General features: G+C 35.7%; 13 protein-coding genes. 6 read left to right on the top strand and 7 right to left on the bottom strand.

All coding sequences use genetic code 11. The features are described from left to right. Positions 1 to 65 precede the first annotated feature (65 nt). From G551_RS0105430 to G551_RS16650, 3 genes are read left to right on the top strand one after another with little or no spacing between them, the layout of a single operon-like run. Positions 66 to 362 carry a type II toxin-antitoxin system HigB family toxin gene (locus G551_RS0105430; protein WP_027884597.1) on the top strand — a complete coding sequence of 99 codons (297 nt, stop codon included), beginning with the start codon at positions 66 to 68 and terminating at the stop codon, positions 360 to 362. A 10-nt stretch (positions 363 to 372) separates the two neighbouring features. Next, positions 373 to 741 carry a helix-turn-helix domain-containing protein gene (locus tag G551_RS0105425; protein ID WP_027884596.1) on the top strand — a complete coding sequence of 123 codons (369 nt, stop codon included), beginning with the start codon at positions 373 to 375 and terminating at the stop codon, positions 739 to 741. After that, the gene (locus G551_RS16650; RefSeq protein WP_169558810.1) at positions 741 to 896 is read left to right on the top strand and encodes a hypothetical protein; all 156 of its coding nucleotides are present in this window, start codon (positions 741 to 743) and stop codon (positions 894 to 896) included. The genes G551_RS0105425 and G551_RS16650 overlap by 1 nt, the downstream gene beginning before the upstream one ends. On the opposite strand, the gene G551_RS0105415 is transcribed toward G551_RS16650, so the two are convergent. Both G551_RS0105415 and clpB read right to left on the bottom strand, forming a co-directional pair. Then, the gene (locus G551_RS0105415; RefSeq protein WP_036243365.1) at positions 893 to 1,417 is read right to left on the bottom strand and encodes a 1-acyl-sn-glycerol-3-phosphate acyltransferase; all 525 of its coding nucleotides are present in this window, start codon (positions 1,415 to 1,417) and stop codon (positions 893 to 895) included. The two genes, G551_RS16650 and G551_RS0105415, sit on opposite strands and share 4 nt — an antisense overlap. A gap of 90 nt (positions 1,418 to 1,507) precedes the next feature. After that, positions 1,508 to 4,123 (bottom strand): ATP-dependent chaperone ClpB, encoded by a 2,616-nt coding sequence (gene clpB / locus G551_RS0105410; RefSeq protein ID WP_027884594.1) that lies wholly within the window; start codon positions 4,121 to 4,123, stop codon positions 1,508 to 1,510. Between the two features lie 169 nt (positions 4,124 to 4,292). On the opposite strand from clpB, the gene ytxJ reads away from it, so the two are divergent. Next, on the top strand, positions 4,293 to 4,691 hold the full coding sequence (ytxJ, locus tag G551_RS0105405) for a bacillithiol system redox-active protein YtxJ (RefSeq protein ID WP_027884593.1): 399 nt from the start codon (positions 4,293 to 4,295) through the stop codon (positions 4,689 to 4,691). A gap of 68 nt (positions 4,692 to 4,759) precedes the next feature. Here the strand turns inward: ytxJ and fahA are convergent, their stop codons facing one another. Continuing rightward, positions 4,760 to 6,040 carry a fumarylacetoacetase gene (fahA, locus tag G551_RS0105400; RefSeq protein WP_027884592.1) on the bottom strand — a complete coding sequence of 427 codons (1,281 nt, stop codon included), beginning with the start codon at positions 6,038 to 6,040 and terminating at the stop codon, positions 4,760 to 4,762. 107 nt (positions 6,041 to 6,147) lie between these two features. Here fahA and glyA point away from each other — a divergent pair, with 107 nt between their 5' ends. Beyond that, positions 6,148 to 7,425 (top strand): serine hydroxymethyltransferase, encoded by a 1,278-nt coding sequence (gene glyA, locus G551_RS0105395; protein ID WP_027884591.1) that lies wholly within the window; start codon positions 6,148 to 6,150, stop codon positions 7,423 to 7,425. A gap of 10 nt (positions 7,426 to 7,435) precedes the next feature. Next, positions 7,436 to 7,843, top strand: coding sequence for a DUF2059 domain-containing protein (locus G551_RS0105390; protein ID WP_027884590.1), 408 nt, complete (start codon positions 7,436 to 7,438; stop codon positions 7,841 to 7,843). A gap of 45 nt (positions 7,844 to 7,888) precedes the next feature. Here the strand turns inward: G551_RS0105390 and uvrB are convergent, their stop codons facing one another. From uvrB to G551_RS0105370, 4 genes are all read right to left on the bottom strand, one after another. Then, positions 7,889 to 9,898: an excinuclease ABC subunit UvrB gene (gene uvrB / locus G551_RS0105385; protein WP_027884589.1), complete on the bottom strand. Its 2,010-nt coding sequence runs from the start codon at positions 9,896 to 9,898 to the stop codon at positions 7,889 to 7,891. Between the two features lie 102 nt (positions 9,899 to 10,000). Further along, a complete protein-coding gene (locus G551_RS0105380; RefSeq protein ID WP_027884588.1) occupies positions 10,001 to 12,352 on the bottom strand; it encodes a T9SS type B sorting domain-containing protein in 2,352 nt (783 codons plus the stop codon). An 81-nt stretch (positions 12,353 to 12,433) separates the two neighbouring features. Continuing rightward, complete coding sequence (locus G551_RS15480; RefSeq protein ID WP_051191284.1) at positions 12,434 to 14,089, bottom strand: choice-of-anchor L domain-containing protein; 1,656 nt, start codon at positions 14,087 to 14,089, stop codon at positions 12,434 to 12,436. Positions 14,090 to 14,173: 84 nt separating this feature from the next. Beyond that, on the bottom strand, positions 14,174 to 16,552 hold the full coding sequence (locus G551_RS0105370; protein WP_027884587.1) for a T9SS type B sorting domain-containing protein: 2,379 nt from the start codon (positions 16,550 to 16,552) through the stop codon (positions 14,174 to 14,176). Positions 16,553 to 16,582 lie beyond the last annotated feature (30 nt).

Below are 16,582 nucleotides of genomic sequence, written 5' to 3'. Positions count from 1 at the left end.
GTTTTGTAAACAAAATATGTTCTTTATTTGAGAACTTTTTGTAATTTTGAAATAGATTTGTAATCATGAAAAGAATTATAGCAAAAAGTACTTTAAGGGAATTTTGGCAGAAACATGCAGATGCTGAACAATACCTGAAAACTTGGTATGAAACTGCGAAAAATTCTCATTGGAAATCGCCAAATGAAGTGAAGCAAACTTACATAAATGCTAGTATTTTAAAGGATAGTCGTATTGTTTTTAATATTAAGGGAAATTCTTATCGGTTAATTGTAAAGTTTAATTTTGAAAGACAATGGGCATTTATAAGATTTGTTGGCACGCATACAGAATACGATAAAATTTATGCAAATACAATTTAAATAAATTATAATGAAGATCAAACCTATAAAAACAGAGCAAGATTACGAAAAAGCTTTAGAAAGGCTCGACGCTATTTTTGATGCTGCTCCAGATACAAAAGAAGGCGATGAAGCAGAAGTATTGTCAATGCTTATTGATAATTATGAAAATATTTACCATCCTATAGAAGCTCCAGATCCTATTGAAGCTATTAAAATAAGAATGGAAGAAATGAATTTAAAGCAGAAAGATTTAGTAGGAATTATTGGTGGAAAAAGTAGAGTTTCTGAAATTTTAAATAAAAAAAAGCGTCTTACAGTAGATATGATTAGGGAGCTTGAGTTAGTGTTGCACATTTCTGCTTCTGTGTTAGTTAGTAATTATAAATTGACTAAATAATGGCAAAGTCGGGTGCGCAAAAAAATACCAAGAATAAAGCAAAGCATTCAAAACTAATGGCGCGAAAAAAGAATAAATTTCGACAAGAAAAAGAAAATAGAAAAGCTAAATTAAAAGAGCTTGCTGCTAAAATGAATGCGCAAAAAGAAAATTAAAGATCGGCTTTTCCTTTTATGTTTTTATAAAAAAGCTGAAGTAATTTATAGTCTTTCTCATAATTTGCGGTAGGGTAGAAGGCTTGCCCGATGCGAACGGTTTTTCTGCCATAATCAAAGGCTACAGGAATAATGGGTACTTTTGCTAAAACGGCGATCCAATAAAAACCGCTTTTCCAATGTTGTACTTTTTTTCGGGTTCCTTCGGGAGCTAAAGCTAATCGAAATTCATCTTTTTCTTGAAAGAGTTTGGCGATCGCTTCAACTTTATTTTGTCCGGCGGTACGATCGAGCGGACTCCCGCCCATCCATTTTAAATAGGCTCCTAGCGGACCTTTGAATAATTCTTTCTTTGCGATATAATTAATATCTACCTGAATGATTTTTCTAGTAAAAGCGCCCACATAAAAGTCGTGCCAACTGGTATGCGGAACAACAATGACAACCGATTTTTTAATCGTCGGATCGAATTTACCTTCAATATTCCAGCCTAATAATTTATAAAAAATGAATTTTACCATCTTCTTTTTAAGAATTCAGCAAAAATAAGAAATAAAAAAAGCTACCCAATTATAATTAGGTAGCTTTAAAATTTAGTTAATGAGTTCTCTTCAATCGGTATTGACCACCGTATCAGATTCATTTCTGAAGACCAGTTGATCGTCGAAAGCATCGATTAAAATAATACTGTCGGTGGTGATCTCTCCAGAAAGAATTTCTTTAGAAAGCTGATTTAGTACTTCTTTCTGAATAGTTCTTTTTACCGGTCTAGCTCCAAACTGCGGATCGAAACCTTGTTTTGCTAAATGTTTTACAGCTTCTGGCGTAGCATCTAACGTAATGTTTTGCTGACTCAGCATTTTAGTGACTCCTTTTAACTGAAGCTCAACAATTTCTGAAATATTTTCTTGCGTAAGCGGTGTAAACATCACGATATCGTCAATTCTGTTTAAGAACTCCGGTCTTACTTGTTGTTTTAATAAACCGAGTACTTCAACTTTTGCGCCTTCCATTGCGGTTTCAACATCCTTGATCGCTTCAAACTTTTCTTGAATAATATGGCTTCCCATATTCGAAGTCATAATAATAATGGTGTTTCTAAAATCAGCTAAACGCCCTTTGTTATCCGTTAATCTTCCTTCATCTAACACCTGAAGCAAAATATTAAAGGTATCTGGATGTGCTTTTTCAATTTCATCTAGCAACACCACCGAATAAGGTTTTCTTCTCACTGCTTCGGTTAACTGCCCGCCTTCATCGTAACCAACATATCCCGGAGGTGCACCAACTAATCTGCTCACGCTATGGCGTTCTTGATATTCGCTCATATCGATACGCGTCATTGCGTTATCGTCGTCGAATAAATATTCGGCTAAAGCTTTGGCAAGCTCAGTTTTACCAACTCCGGTAGTTCCCAAGAATAAGAACGAACCAATTGGTTTTTTCTGATCTTGCAGTCCGGCGCGACTTCTTCGAATCGCATCACTCACCGCTCGAATTGCTTCTTCTTGGCCTACGACACGTTTGTGTAATTCATCTTCTAACTTCAGCAGTTTTTCGCGTTCGCTTTGCAGCATTTTGGTTACGGGAATACCGGTCCATTTTGCCACTACTTCAGCAATATCATCATTGGTAACTTCTTCCTGAATAAGTGATTTTTTACCTTCCGTTTTTTGAGATTCTACTTCTTTTTGAAGTTGCTCTAGGCGTTCTTGGGCTTCTTTTATTTTTCCGTAGCGTAATTCTGCTACTTTACCGTAATCGCCTTCACGCTCGGCACGTTCTGCTTCTAGTTTATAATTTTCAATATCGGTTTTTGCCTGCTGAATATTATCGACCACACCTTTTTCATTCTGCCATTGCGCGCTTAATTCTGCTCGCTCTTCTTTAAGGTTAGCAAGATCGGCTTTTAAAGATTTCAGCTTTACTTCATCTTTCTCACGTTTAATGGCTTCAATCTCAATTTCTAGCTGCATAATCTTACGATCGAGCACGTCTAATTCTTCCGGTTTAGAATTGATCTCCATTCGTAATTTTGAAGCAGCTTCATCCATCAAATCGATTGCCTTATCTGGTAAAAATCTGTTGGTGATATAGCGTTGCGAAAGTTCTACGGCTGCGATAATCGCTTCATCTTTAATTCTTACTTTATGGTGTGTTTCGTATTTCTCTTTAATTCCGCGGAGAATAGAAATCGCACTTTCAGTATCAGGTTCATCGACCGTTACTTTTTGAAAACGACGCTCTAAAGCTTTATCTTTTTCAAAATACTTTTGGTACTCATCTAAAGTTGTTGCTCCAATAGCTCTCAATTCACCACGCGCTAAAGCGGGTTTTAAAATATTGGCCGCATCCATCGCTCCTTGTCCGCCACCAGCGCCAACAAGCGTATGAATTTCATCTATGAATAGTACGATATTTCCATCGCTGGTCGTAACTTCCTTAATGACCGCTTTTAGACGCTCTTCAAATTCACCTTTATATTTAGCTCCGGCAATTAACGCTCCCATATCTAGCGAATAAATCTCTTTGTTTTTTAGATTTTCAGGAACATCACCAGCGACGATACGATGCGCTAAACCTTCTGCAATCGCGGTTTTACCGGTTCCCGGTTCACCTACCAACATCGGGTTGTTTTTGGTTCTACGTGATAAGATTTGAAGAATTCGACGAATTTCTTCATCACGACCGATCACCGGATCTAATTTTCCATTTTCAGCTAATTGGTTAAGATTTTTAGCATATTTATTTAATGAATTATAGGTTTCTTCTGCGCTTTGCGAAGTTACTCGATCGCCTTTACGAAGTTCTTCAATTGCGGCTTTTAGCCCTTTTTCACTAGCGCCTTGATCTTTTAGGATTTGCGCGACTTTACTTTTAGAGTTGAAAATAGCCAAAATGAGATGCTCGATCGAAACATATTCATCATTCATTTTTTTAGCTACCGAAGAAGCATCGTTTAACGTCTTTCCGGCTTCTCGAGAAAGTACGATATCACCACCACTAACTTTTGGGAAACTTTCTAAGGTTTTATCTAAAACTTGATTAAATAAACCTACATTAATATTTAGTTTTTTAAGTAAAAATGGTGTTACGTTTTCGTCTACAGAGGTAATGGCTTTAAAAATATGCTCATTCTCTATTTGTTGATGGCCCATTTCCTGAGCAAGCTGCTGCGCTTGCTGGATGGCCTCTTGCGATTTTATGGTAAAATTATTAAAGTTCATTTTTCTTTGTTTTGAAAAGAGATAATCAAATTATATACCTTTTTTGAAAACCGACAAATTGACACGATTATCGAGTTTTTAACCGACAAAATTTCAGTATTTAAATCTTTTATAAAGTTACTACATTGCCGGTTTTTTATTCTTAATTTTACTTTAAATAATACAAATTATGGGATTTTTAGATAAGATATTTAAAGGAAATGAAGGAGGAGAAGCAGAGCAAAATTCTAAAGCTCCTTGGCATCATTTAGAAAGTGAAATCGACTTGCATCGACTAGAAGAAGAGTCGAAAGAAAAAGTTGTAGTTATTTTCAAGCATTCAACGAGATGCGGAATTAGCCGAATGGCAATGCGACAATTTGAAAGTGAATATAATTACGATGAAGCGCAAGTGAAGTTGTATTACCTCGATTTAATCGCTTATCGAAATGTGTCGAATAAAGTAGCTGAAGATTTCGGTGTTTTTCACGAATCTCCGCAATTATTGATCATAAGAGATAAAAATGTAGTTTATCATACTTCACACAGCGATATTAACGCTGAAAAAATTGCAGAATTTTTGGATTAAATAGTTAGGTAACCTAATAAAAAAAGCCATTCAAAATTTGAATGGCTTTTTTGTTTTCAGAGCTTTACTTAAGCTTTATAAATCGGTAATAATTTGGTACTTACTTCACCAAAACCAATACGAACATTTTTATTTTCACAGTGACCGCGAATAATAACGGTGTCGTTATCATTGATGAATTTGCGATCACCACCTTCTTTTAATTTAATAGGTTTTTCACCATTCCAAGAAAGTTCTAACATCGAGCCAAAACTAGACTCGTCCGGGCCAGAAATGGTTCCGCTTCCCATCATATCTCCACTGTTTACCGGGCAACCGTTAATGGTGTGATGTGCAAGTTGCTGACTCATATTCCAATATAAATACTTAAAATTAGATTTACTAACCACAGTTTCTTCTTTACCTTCGGGTTGAATGGCAACTTCCAGATCTATATCGAATGTTTTCTTTCCTTTAGATTGTAAATATGGTAATTGTTTTTTTACTGGTTTTGGACCTTCGGTTCTAAAAGGTTCCAATGCATCAAGAGTTACAATCCACGGAGAAACCGATGATGCAAAGTTTTTCGCTAAAAACGGTCCTAACGGAATATATTCCCATTTCTGAATATCACGTGCACTCCAATCGTTAAACAACACCATTCCGAAGATATATTCTTCAGCATCTTCCACAGCGATAGGTTCTCCTAACGGATTTGCTGCAGTTGTGATAAATGCCATTTCTAATTCAAAATCTACTAAGCGTGACGGGCCAAAAATAGGATCGTCTGAGCCTTTGGGTTTCTTTTGTCCTTTTGGGCGATGTACCGGGATTCCGCTTGGGATGATCGAAGAACTTCTTCCGTGATAAGCTACAGGAACGTGCAGCCAGTTAGGGAGCAAAGCTTCTTCTTTTCCTCTAAATAATTCGCCAACATTTGTCGCGTGTTCTTTACTTGAATAAAAATCGGTATAATCACCAACTTGTACCGGCAATTGCATTTCAATTTCATCTAACGTGAAAAGTACAATGCGTCGATGCTCGTCGTTATTTTTTAAGCTTGAATTTTTTTCATCAAAAATTTCAGCAATTCTATTTCTTACCGCTCGCCAAGTTTTTCTTCCGTCAGCAATAAAATCATTCAGCGTATCCTGAAGAAAAATATCGTCGGTTAACGGGATACCTTCAAAATAACCTAATTGATGTAAAGCTCCTAAATCTATGGCATAATCGCCAATTCGAGTTCCTATAGTAATAATATCGTCTCGGGTTAAAAACACACCAAAAGGGATATTCTGAATTGGAAAATCTGAATCTTTAGGTACGTCTAACCAAGTTTTTCTTTTTGGGTCGTTAGCGGTAATGGTCATAATTATAATTCAAGTTTTAATAAAGAATGCATTCAAATATATTATTTTCCAACAATTAACCGAATGCTTTTTATATTTTTGACAAATATTTTAATAGATGCTTAACTATGAATACCAGAGATACTGAAATTTTTGATTTAATTGAACAAGAGAAAAATCGTCAACTTAATGGTTTAGAGCTTATTGCGAGCGAAAATTTTGTAAGCGATCAAGTTTTAGAAGCAGCAGGTTCTGTATTAACCAATAAATATGCTGAAGGTTACCCGGGCAAGCGTTATTATGGCGGTTGTGAAGTGGTAGATGAAGTAGAGCAAATCGCTATCGAACGCGCCAAAGAATTATTTGGAGCAGAATATGCTAATGTGCAACCACACTCAGGTTCTCAAGCAAATACAGCAGTTTTTGCAGCTTGCTTAAAACCAGGTGATAAAATTTTAGGTTTCGATCTTTCTCACGGAGGTCATTTAACTCACGGTTCTCCAGTAAACTTTTCAGGGAAATTATATACTCCAGTTTTTTACGGTGTAGATAAAGAAACCGGAAAAATAGATTACGATCACGTTTTAGAAATGGCAAAAAAGGAGCAGCCAAAGTTAATTATTGCCGGTGCTTCTGCCTATTCACGTGAAATCGATTATAAAAGATTTAGAGAGATCGCCGATGAAGTAGGAGCAGTTTTAATGGCAGATATTGCGCATCCTGCCGGATTAATTGCTAAAGGTTTATTAGCAGATCCAATTCCACATTGTCACGTGGTTACAACTACAACCCATAAAACTTTACGCGGACCAAGAGGTGGACTTATTTTAATTGGTAAGGATTTTGAAAATCCATTCGGGTTGAAATTGAAAAGCGGAAAGCTGAAAAAAATGTCAACTTTAATTAATAGCGCCGTTTTCCCAGGAAACCAAGGCGGGCCGTTAGAGCACATTATTGCAGCAAAGGCTGTAGCTTTTGGAGAAGCCTTAACCGATGAGTTTTTACACTATATGGTTCAGGTGAAGAAAAATGCGAAAGCGATGGCAGAAGCTTTTGTGGCGAAAGGCTATGATGTAATTTCCGGCGGAACCGATAACCATATGATGTTGATCGATCTTAGAAACAAGGGCGTAACCGGTAAAGAAGCGGAAGAAACCTTAGTGAAAGCAGAAATCACCGTTAATAAAAATATGGTTCCGTTTGACGATCAATCTCCATTTGTTACTAGTGGAATTCGTGTAGGAACCGCAGCAATCACTACGCGTGGTTTAAAAGAAGAAGATATGAAAACTGTAGTCGATCTAATTGATGGAGTGATCACAAATATTGAAGATGAAGCTGTTTTAGAAGAAACAAAAAATAAAATACACTCGATGATGAGTGATAAACCATTATTTAACCATTAAACGATTTAGAATGAAAAAATATTTAGTAGTAATTGCTTTAGTTAGCATAAGTTTTTCAGGTTTTGCGCAGGAAGATGCAAAGTTTAAAGCAGAATTAACTGAGTTTATTGAAATTCAAACCGGAGCGGGAATAGATGCTATGCTCGTTCAATTTACAGATAGAATACCTGAAGATAAAAAAGAAGAGTTTAAAAGAGATCTAAATGTTCAGCTAAAAGATATGTATAATGATTTGGCTGATATTTATATTGAAAAAATAGGTAAAGAAGATCTAACTAAAATGTTGAATTTTTATAATACCGATGCGGGAAAAAATATTTTAGGAAAAACTCCAGCAATAATCGAAGCAAGTTCTGGATTAACCCAAAAGTATATGTCTAAATTGCAGCCAATTATTATGAAATATATGCAACAATAAAAGTTATTGCAACAAAAAAAGCCTGCTCAATCGAGCAGGCTTTTTTTATACCTCTTTTTCTTTTAATTTCTCCTGAAGCATTTTAATCTCATCTCTAAAACGAGCTGCAGCCATAAAATCTAGGTCTTTAGCGGCTTTTTCCATTTCTTTTCGAACGCTTCGAATACGATCTTCTAATTGATTTTCATTAAAATACGTCACTTCTTCTTCTGCAGCTTTTAAATTGCTAGCCGGCTCAAACTTATAGGGCTCTGTTTTTTTACCATATAAAGAATTTCCGTCTAAAGATTTATTTAAAGCTTTTGGCGTAATGTTGTTTCGCTTGTTATAGTTGATCTGTTTCTCGCGACGATATTCAGTTTCATCGATCGTTCGTTGCATACTGTCGGTAATTTTATCGGCATACATAATCGCTTTTCCCTCTAAATGTCGTGCAGCACGACCAATGGTTTGGGTTAGCGATCGATTACTTCTTAAGAAACCTTCTTTATCGGCATCTAAAATGGCAACCAGAGAAACTTCCGGTAAATCTAAACCTTCACGCAGTAAATTTACCCCAACCAAAACATCAAAGAGTCCGCGACGTAAATCCTGCATAATCTCTACGCGTTCTAACGTATCGATATCACTATGAATGTAACGACATCTAATATCAATTCGGCTTAAATATTTGGTCAGCTCTTCTGCCATTCGCTTAGTAAGCGTAGTCACCAGCGTTCGCTGATCTTTTTCTACACGTGTCTGAATTTCTTCAATTAAATCGTCAATCTGATTAAGACTTGGACGCACTTCAATAATAGGATCGAGCAGTCCTGTCGGGCGAATTACCTGTTCTACATAAACTCCGCCAGTCTGACTCATTTCATAATCTGCCGGAGTCGCACTTACATAAACCACTTGACTTTGTAAGGATTCAAACTCTTCAAATTTTAAAGGTCGGTTATCCATCGCTGCCGGAAGTCGAAAACCATATTCAACTAAATTTTCTTTTCTACTTCTATCGCCGCCATACATAGCGCCAACTTGCGGAACAGTAACGTGACTTTCATCAACAATCATTAAATAATCATCGGGGAAATAATCTAGTAAACAGAAAGGTCGTGTGCCGGGTTGTCTTCCGTCTAAATAGCGGGAATAATTTTCAATCCCGGAGCAATAACCTAATTCTTTAATCATTTCCAGGTCAAAATTCGTGCGTTCTTCTAAACGTTTTGCTTCAAGGGGTTTCCCGATATCTTGAAAATAATTGATCTGTTTTCCTAAGTCTAAGGTAATTTGATTGATCGCATTGTTTAAAACATCGGGAGAAGTCACAAACATATTTGCGGGATAAATATTTAAGCGCTCGTATTTTTCTAGGACTTCGTTGGTAACAGGATCGAAAGCTTCAATTTCTTCAATTTCATCTCCAAAAAAATGAATTCTGAAAGCATCGTCGGCATAACCCGGATAAACATCTACCGTGTCTCCTTTTATTCTGAAATTACCGTGATGAAACTCGCCTTCGGTTCTTGAATATAAACTTTGCACCAAACGATGTAAGAATTTGGTTCTCGAGATTTCCATATCACGTTCAATAGAGATCACATTTTTCTGAAATTCTACCGGGTTACCAATACCGTACAAACAACTTACTGAAGCTACCACCAAAACATCTCGACGTCCCGAAAGTAGGGAAGAAGTGGTGCTTAAACGAAGTTTTTCAATTTCATCATTGATCGATAGATCTTTTTCAATATACGTTCCGGAAGTTGGGATGTAAGCTTCCGGTTGGTAATAATCATAATACGACACAAAATATTCTACTGCGTTATCGGGAAAAAATGTTTTAAACTCGTTGTAAAGCTGAGCCGCTAAAGTTTTGTTGTGCGCTAAAACCAGCGTTGGGCGTTCCACTTTTTCAACGACATTCGCCATCGTAAAAGTTTTCCCGGAACCTGTAACTCCTAAAAGTGTCTGGTAACGTTCACCATCTTCAATCCCTTTTGTTAGTTTTTTAATGGCAGTGGGTTGGTCGCCGGTTGGCTTATAATCAGATTTTAATTTGAATTTCATCGAGTGCGTTTGATTGAATTTTTATAGCTGAATTATACAACTACAAGCGCTTTTCTGTCGGAAAAACTTCCGAAGAATTACAACTTTAAAATTAGCAATTTACTAGCGTTTTAATGTGAAATGTCCCTTAAAATCTGGAGCGTCTTTAAAAGTAACTAAAAACCAATATTCGTTCGAGGGCATTTGTTTGCCGTGGTAAGTGCCATCCCATTGTCCTACGTGAGAAATAGAAGTGAGTAATTTACCAAAACGATCAAAAATATAGATATTTTCAACTCTTCGGTTAAAACGTTCGGTGCCAATTAATCCCCAAGTATCGTTGATGCTATCTTGATTTGGAGTGAAAAATTTTGGATAACCTAAGACTATTATTTTTTCAAATGAAATTCCGCAGCCATTCAAATCTTTTACATAAATACGATGTTCTCCTGCACCAACATTATAGAAGATAGGTGAAGATTGGTAATTATCGAATTGATCGTCTAGCGAATACACATAATCACCAATACCTTCTGCTGAAATAATCACCGAATAATTATCGAAACTCCCTTGAATCTCATAACTGAATTGTGCTTTTTCTGAACCATTTACGGTGATCGAATTTGTGGTCGTACACTCGTAAGTTTCTCCGTTAATCACTTCGGTTTTCGTAATATCTACCTGATACGTTCCTAAAGAATCTGCTTGGATCGTTGGTGTAGTTTCACCATTTTCCCAAAGAAAAGTATAATTTGTCGGGTTATCGATTACGCCAGATTCGATCGTTACTCCGTCGAGGTTTTCTAAACATAAAAACGGAGCTTGGTAATTCGGGTCGATTTCCGGTTCTTGAATTCCTCGTAAAACAACTTCAATAATACCTTGACAACCTGCGGGATTTTGTAATTTCCCATAAATAGTTTTAGGCGTTTCTATTGTTTCAACTTGTATAGTATTTGGTAAAGGATTTTGATTACTCAACGCATCATTTTCAGTTTCAAAATAAGTAACCGAAAAATCTATTAAACCGGTTTCAGCTTCAATTAAATTTTCAGCATTAGTAAGGTTAAAACTTATACTTGTATCTGCTGTAGCATAGCAATTTACTAAGTTTACAGGATTGTAATACGTGTAAGAAGTTTCAAGCGTTAACTCAACTATCGCAAAGCAATCGGCAGCGGTTTCTACTCGAGCAAAAACCGTTTGATTGGCAACTGTATTACTAAAATTATCGGGATCTGGAATCGGATTTTGATTGGCTTGAGCTTCAGCATCCGTTAAAAAATAATTAGTGACCGTAAAAGCTTGGTTGTTGGTGGTAATGTCTTGTGAAGCTTCGTTTAGGTTAAAAAAACTAAGTCCGTCGTTATCGGTATCGCATTCGTAAATCGTTCTGTCGAAGAGCGAATCAAATTCCACATAATCTACAACAATAGTATCTTCTGCTGTACAATTTGCACCAAACGTAAGCACGACTTTATAAGTTCCTGCTGAAGTAACTTCATATTCATCTTCAGTAGAACTAGAGGTTAATAGTGTTTCTGAACCATTATCGTTTACCAAAAACCATTCATAATTATCTGGTGTATTACCATTATCGGTTACCGAAAGTGTATAAGTTTCGTTATCGCAAAGTGCATCTGCGCCGGTAACATCTTCACCTAAATCTGCACCAATATTAAAACTGTTTCCTTCTAAAAATACAGCCGAATCGTAACGATAGTTGTGATCGTCTGCAATAACTAGTTTGATATGGTAAGTAGTACCCGCTGTAACATTTGCTTGAGCAACCATAGGTTTGGTTTGCCCATTAAAATTGATCGAATGATTGCTACCATTAAAGGAGTCGAAATATTGCTCATTTTGTGCCGGGCAACCATCATTACCGTCTACAATTTCTGGATGAACGGTGGTTACTTTAACCGGAGTGTTCGTGCCGGGAACCACTGCAATATTTTGGTAACTGCCGCCAAGAGGTCGAATTAAAAAGCCAAAAACATCTGAGTACTGACAAGTATTTGCATCGCCTACCTGATATTCTTCTGAAGCAAAAATATACCGAAATTGTATGGTATTGGCATTTGGCGTAAAATCAAACTCAATAACCGTCGCATTTAGGGTATTAGAAATACCCAAAACTTGTTCTAGATCTTGGTCGGGTCCCCAACCCGGAGCATCATCATCACTCAAATTATTATTTGGTCCGGGAACATTAGAAAGTCTTCCGGTAGACATGGCGATTCCGTTTTCAAATGGAAAATTGCTACCGTTTCTTTCAAAATAACCATAACTTTCGTCGTTGCTGAAGTTCCCGCCAACGACACCGTTAACCATTACATTGTCGATACAACCACTATTGATAAGAATATCTTCAACTAATTCTTGTGGGGTATAAAGATTTGCATCTACCGAAATGTTTTGACTAAAACTTAAAGTAGTACTGCAAAGAAATAAAGCGAAAAATAACTTTTTCAAATCAAAAATTTTGGGGTTGCAAATTTAGACAATTTTAGAAAGTTGTAGGCTAAAAATCATTTAAATTAACTATATGATAATTTAGCGATTTAAATAGACCCAACCTTTGTAAATACTGTTGTCGGCATCGTTCAAATTTAGTACATAATAATAGGTCGCGCTGGGGAGTTGATTACCGGAGTTGATCCCGTGAGAGCTTATACCATTAAATTCTGGTTGATTTGCATTGCCTTCGTAAACCAGATTGCCCTGTCTTGAATAGATTTTTAAGTTGAATTGAGGGTAACTATTATATAAATTTTCAATGTGAAACGTATCGTTGACGCCGTCGCCATTTGGTGAAAATCCCTGCGGAATAAATAATTCACAGTTTTCGATCGCTAAGTTGAAAGAATAAATTTCATAACAATTTTGGGTGTCTTCAACTCTTATAAAAAGTTCTTGATCATCATTATTTGCTTCAAAATCTTCAGGAGAAGCAATAGGGTTTGTCTGAAAACTAGCCTCTTGAGCGGTTAAATAATACGCTTCTATTTGTTGAGTTGAATTTAATACGATAAAATCTTCAATGGTGGTAAGGTCAAAATTTACAGAAGTGTTTGGACTTCCGCAGTTTTCTAATATTTCATCTAGCGTATTTATCTGAATGCTGTTCACCGAAATTTCAAATGAAGAAGGCTCGTAGCAACTGCCTGAGTTTTGGTTAACGATTCTTGCAAAGATTTGCTGCGGATTTGAAGTATTGGTGAAAACTTCCGGATTCGTGATTTCATTTTGTAAATTATCAGCATCGTTTTGGTTGAGGTAATAATTCACCTGTCCAGAATTTACTGAATTTAAAATAACATTATCGTTTTCAGTTAAATCAAATTCAGCTATTTCATCATTACTAAAATCGTCACACATCACAATATCATTAGCTTGCGGAGCTTCACCAATATTAAAACTATTGGCTTCTATAAATACCGCAGAATCATAACGGTAATTAGAATCGTCTGCAATTACCAATTTAATGTGATAAGTGGTTCCTGCATTTACATTAGCTTCTGCGGTTAATGGTATTGTTTGACCGTTGAAATTGATAGGGTGAATAATGCCGTTGAACGAACCAAAATATTCTTCATTGATCGCATTACAGCCGTCATTACCGTCTATAATTTCCGGATGTACTGTAGTCACTTGTACCGGGGTATTTGTATCGGGAACCACGGCGATATTTTGATAATTGCCACCGATGGGTCGAATTAAAAACGCAAAAGCATCTGAATAGAAACAAGTACGCTCGTCATTCGCGCGATATTCTTCTGAAGCAAAAAGATAGCGAAACTCAATGGTATTGGCGGTTGGCGTAAAATCGAATTCGATCACCGTAGCGTTATAGGTATTGTTTAGTCCTAAGATTTGCTCTAAATCTGTATCGCCAGTCCAGCCCGGAGCATCATCGTCGCTTAGATTATCGTTAGGTCCGGGAACATTTGAAAGTCTTCCGGTACTCATGACGATTCCATTTTCAAAAGGAAAGTTGGTATTGGTATTTTCAAAATAGCCAAAACTACGATCGTTATTGAAGTTCCCACTTATGGTACCGGTTACTTGAATATTTTGAATACAACTGTTATTAATTAAAATGTCTTCTACCAATTCTTGAGCGGAATAGGTATTGGCATCAACAGTAAGGTTTTGAGCTATTACAATATTAGTAATTAAAAATGCGAGGGTAAATAAAGTGTTTTTCAAGGTGTTTATTTTTTGCGGACGCAAAACTAGATAAATCCCTCAGAAATTTACTTTAAATTCTTCGATTTAATTATTTGGTAACATCTACCTTTTTAAAGTAAAATGGCTTTTGAATTGAGAGCCATTTTTAAAGCTTATAACAAACCAATAATCTGTAGAAGGCATGTTTTTGCCGTTATAAGTACCATCCCAATATTCGTGAGATCTTATCGATTTTAAAAGTTTACCAAAACGATCATAGATGTAAATTTTTTCAATATTATTATCGAATCTTTCAACATTTATTAAATGCCAAATGTCGTTAATACCATCTTGATTTGGAGTGAAAAAATTTAAGAATCCAACTACTTTAAAATCTTTTGAAATAACACCACATCCATTTTCATCTTTTACATAAACCGTATGTTCTCCGATAGTAACAGGAAAAATATTAGAACTTTGGTATTCTCCAAACTCATCGTCTAAAGCATAAGTATAATTACCTGTTCCATAAGCAAAAACTTCAATTTTCTGATTATTTAGTTCGCCATAGATGCGGTAATCTATATTTGGACTTTCTGAACCTATTACTTCAACTTCATTAGTATATGTACAAGAGTATGTGTCCCCACCTAATTGTATTTCTTTTGTAATTTCAACGGTATATTCTCCAGGTTCTGTTACTGTGATATTATCTGTGTTTTCTCCAGTATTCCAATGATAAGATATATTAGCGTCATTTTCTTCTAAAAGCCCAGAAAACAATTCGGCTGTATCACCTTGATCAATACATATTATGGGAGATTCTTGATCGTAATTTATATCGGGTTCTTCTATACCATCTAGAATAATTTCTACGGCTCCTAGACAACCTTGCTCATTAGAAACTTTTGCGAATATTGTTCTTGGTAAAAGACTTTTATTTACTTCATAAAAATTAGCAATTGGGTTATTGTTATTATTCGCGTTGGTTTCATTAGAGTAATATTCAATAATTAAATCTTCTAGTTGTACAGATTCTTCAATTTGATTATTTAATTCAAAAAGAGGGAAAACTAGGTTATATTGATTACTTGCGTAGCATTGTACCGCATAGATAGGATCAATATCTAAACTATCTGTAGATAAGGTTATTTTTTTTGTAGAAAAACAAGCAGAGGCGCCAAGCATTGGTGGAGCCACAACCATTTTAGCATAAATTTCTTGATTAGGAAATTCGTTTTGAAAGGTGATTATATTCTCAATTTCATTTATTCCTGCTTCTGCTTCTGCTTCTGTATAATGAAAAGACATTACTTGAAAGTAAATTTCATAATCTGTAAATAAACTTCTAACCATGTTTAAATCGAAAGTACCTATACCATCACCATCAATATCACAAGCATATAAGGTTTGATCTTCGATTTCTTCAAAACTTACAAATTGTACTTCGATTATATCTTCTACTACACAGCCGGTATTGTAAGTAACAATCGCTTTATAAAAACCAGGTTCTTCAATAGTCAACTCATTAGTATTATTGTTAGGAATTTCTGTGTTTATGCCTGACGAGAAATCTAAATTATAGAACCAATCAATATTTTCAATTCCATTATTTGGGTCGGGAATTGAAATTTGATGGTTTTCTTCCGGGCATAACGCATAAACATTATCTCCAAAATTTATTCCGTTTCTTAAACTCTTACCTTCTATAAATACGGCAGAATCATATTTATAATCAAAATCATCTGCTATCGCTAGTTTAATAAAATATTTTTCTCCAGGGATTGTATTAGTGCCGGCAGTAAAAGAGAAAGTTTCCCCGTTAAAATTAGTATGGTGAAATTCAGAGTTAATAGAATTAAAAAATAGTTCTCTTTCTGCGGCGCAATCTTCAAACTCAGGTCTAATATTTTTAACCATTATGGGAAGTTCTTCTAAATAAAGCAATGGTACTATTGGGGTTACTGCAAAATTTTCATAAGAGGTACTATCTTCGTGTCTAATAAGTGCAACAAAACCATCTTCACTAGTACAAGAAGAGCTATTACCTTGAGGATAAGCATCTGAGGCAAAAATATAATTAAAGCTTATATAGGAAGAAGTGGCTGTAAAACTAAACTCAATAGATGTAGCGTTGGTAGAGTTACCAGATGACATCCCTAATGCTTCTTCCAGGTCTGTATCGCCACCCCAACCTAGAGCATCATCACTATTTGTAATATCATTAGGTCCTGCTGCTTTAAGTGCATTACCCGTACTCAGAATAACGGCGTCTTCAAAAAAGAATGGACTCGTATCTCTAGTTACGTACCCGTAGCTTTTTCCGTTATCAAAATCACCACTTTTCACATTCACGACATCTACATCTAGGCAAGTAGGATCGGCTACTAAAATATCATTTATAAGTTCTTCAGCAGAATAAGTTTCTGTATCGACTACAATATTCTGAGAAAATGATAAATAGCAGCTTAGGAAAAATAATATTTTTAAGCAAATCTTCATTGGTACTTATAAATATAATATATAAATAAT

The organism is Mesonia mobilis DSM 19841, assembly GCF_000423405.1.
GTDB classification, from domain to species: Bacteria; Bacteroidota; Bacteroidia; order Flavobacteriales; family Flavobacteriaceae; genus Mesonia; species Mesonia mobilis.
This window is presented reverse-complemented; position numbering and strand designations above follow the sequence as displayed.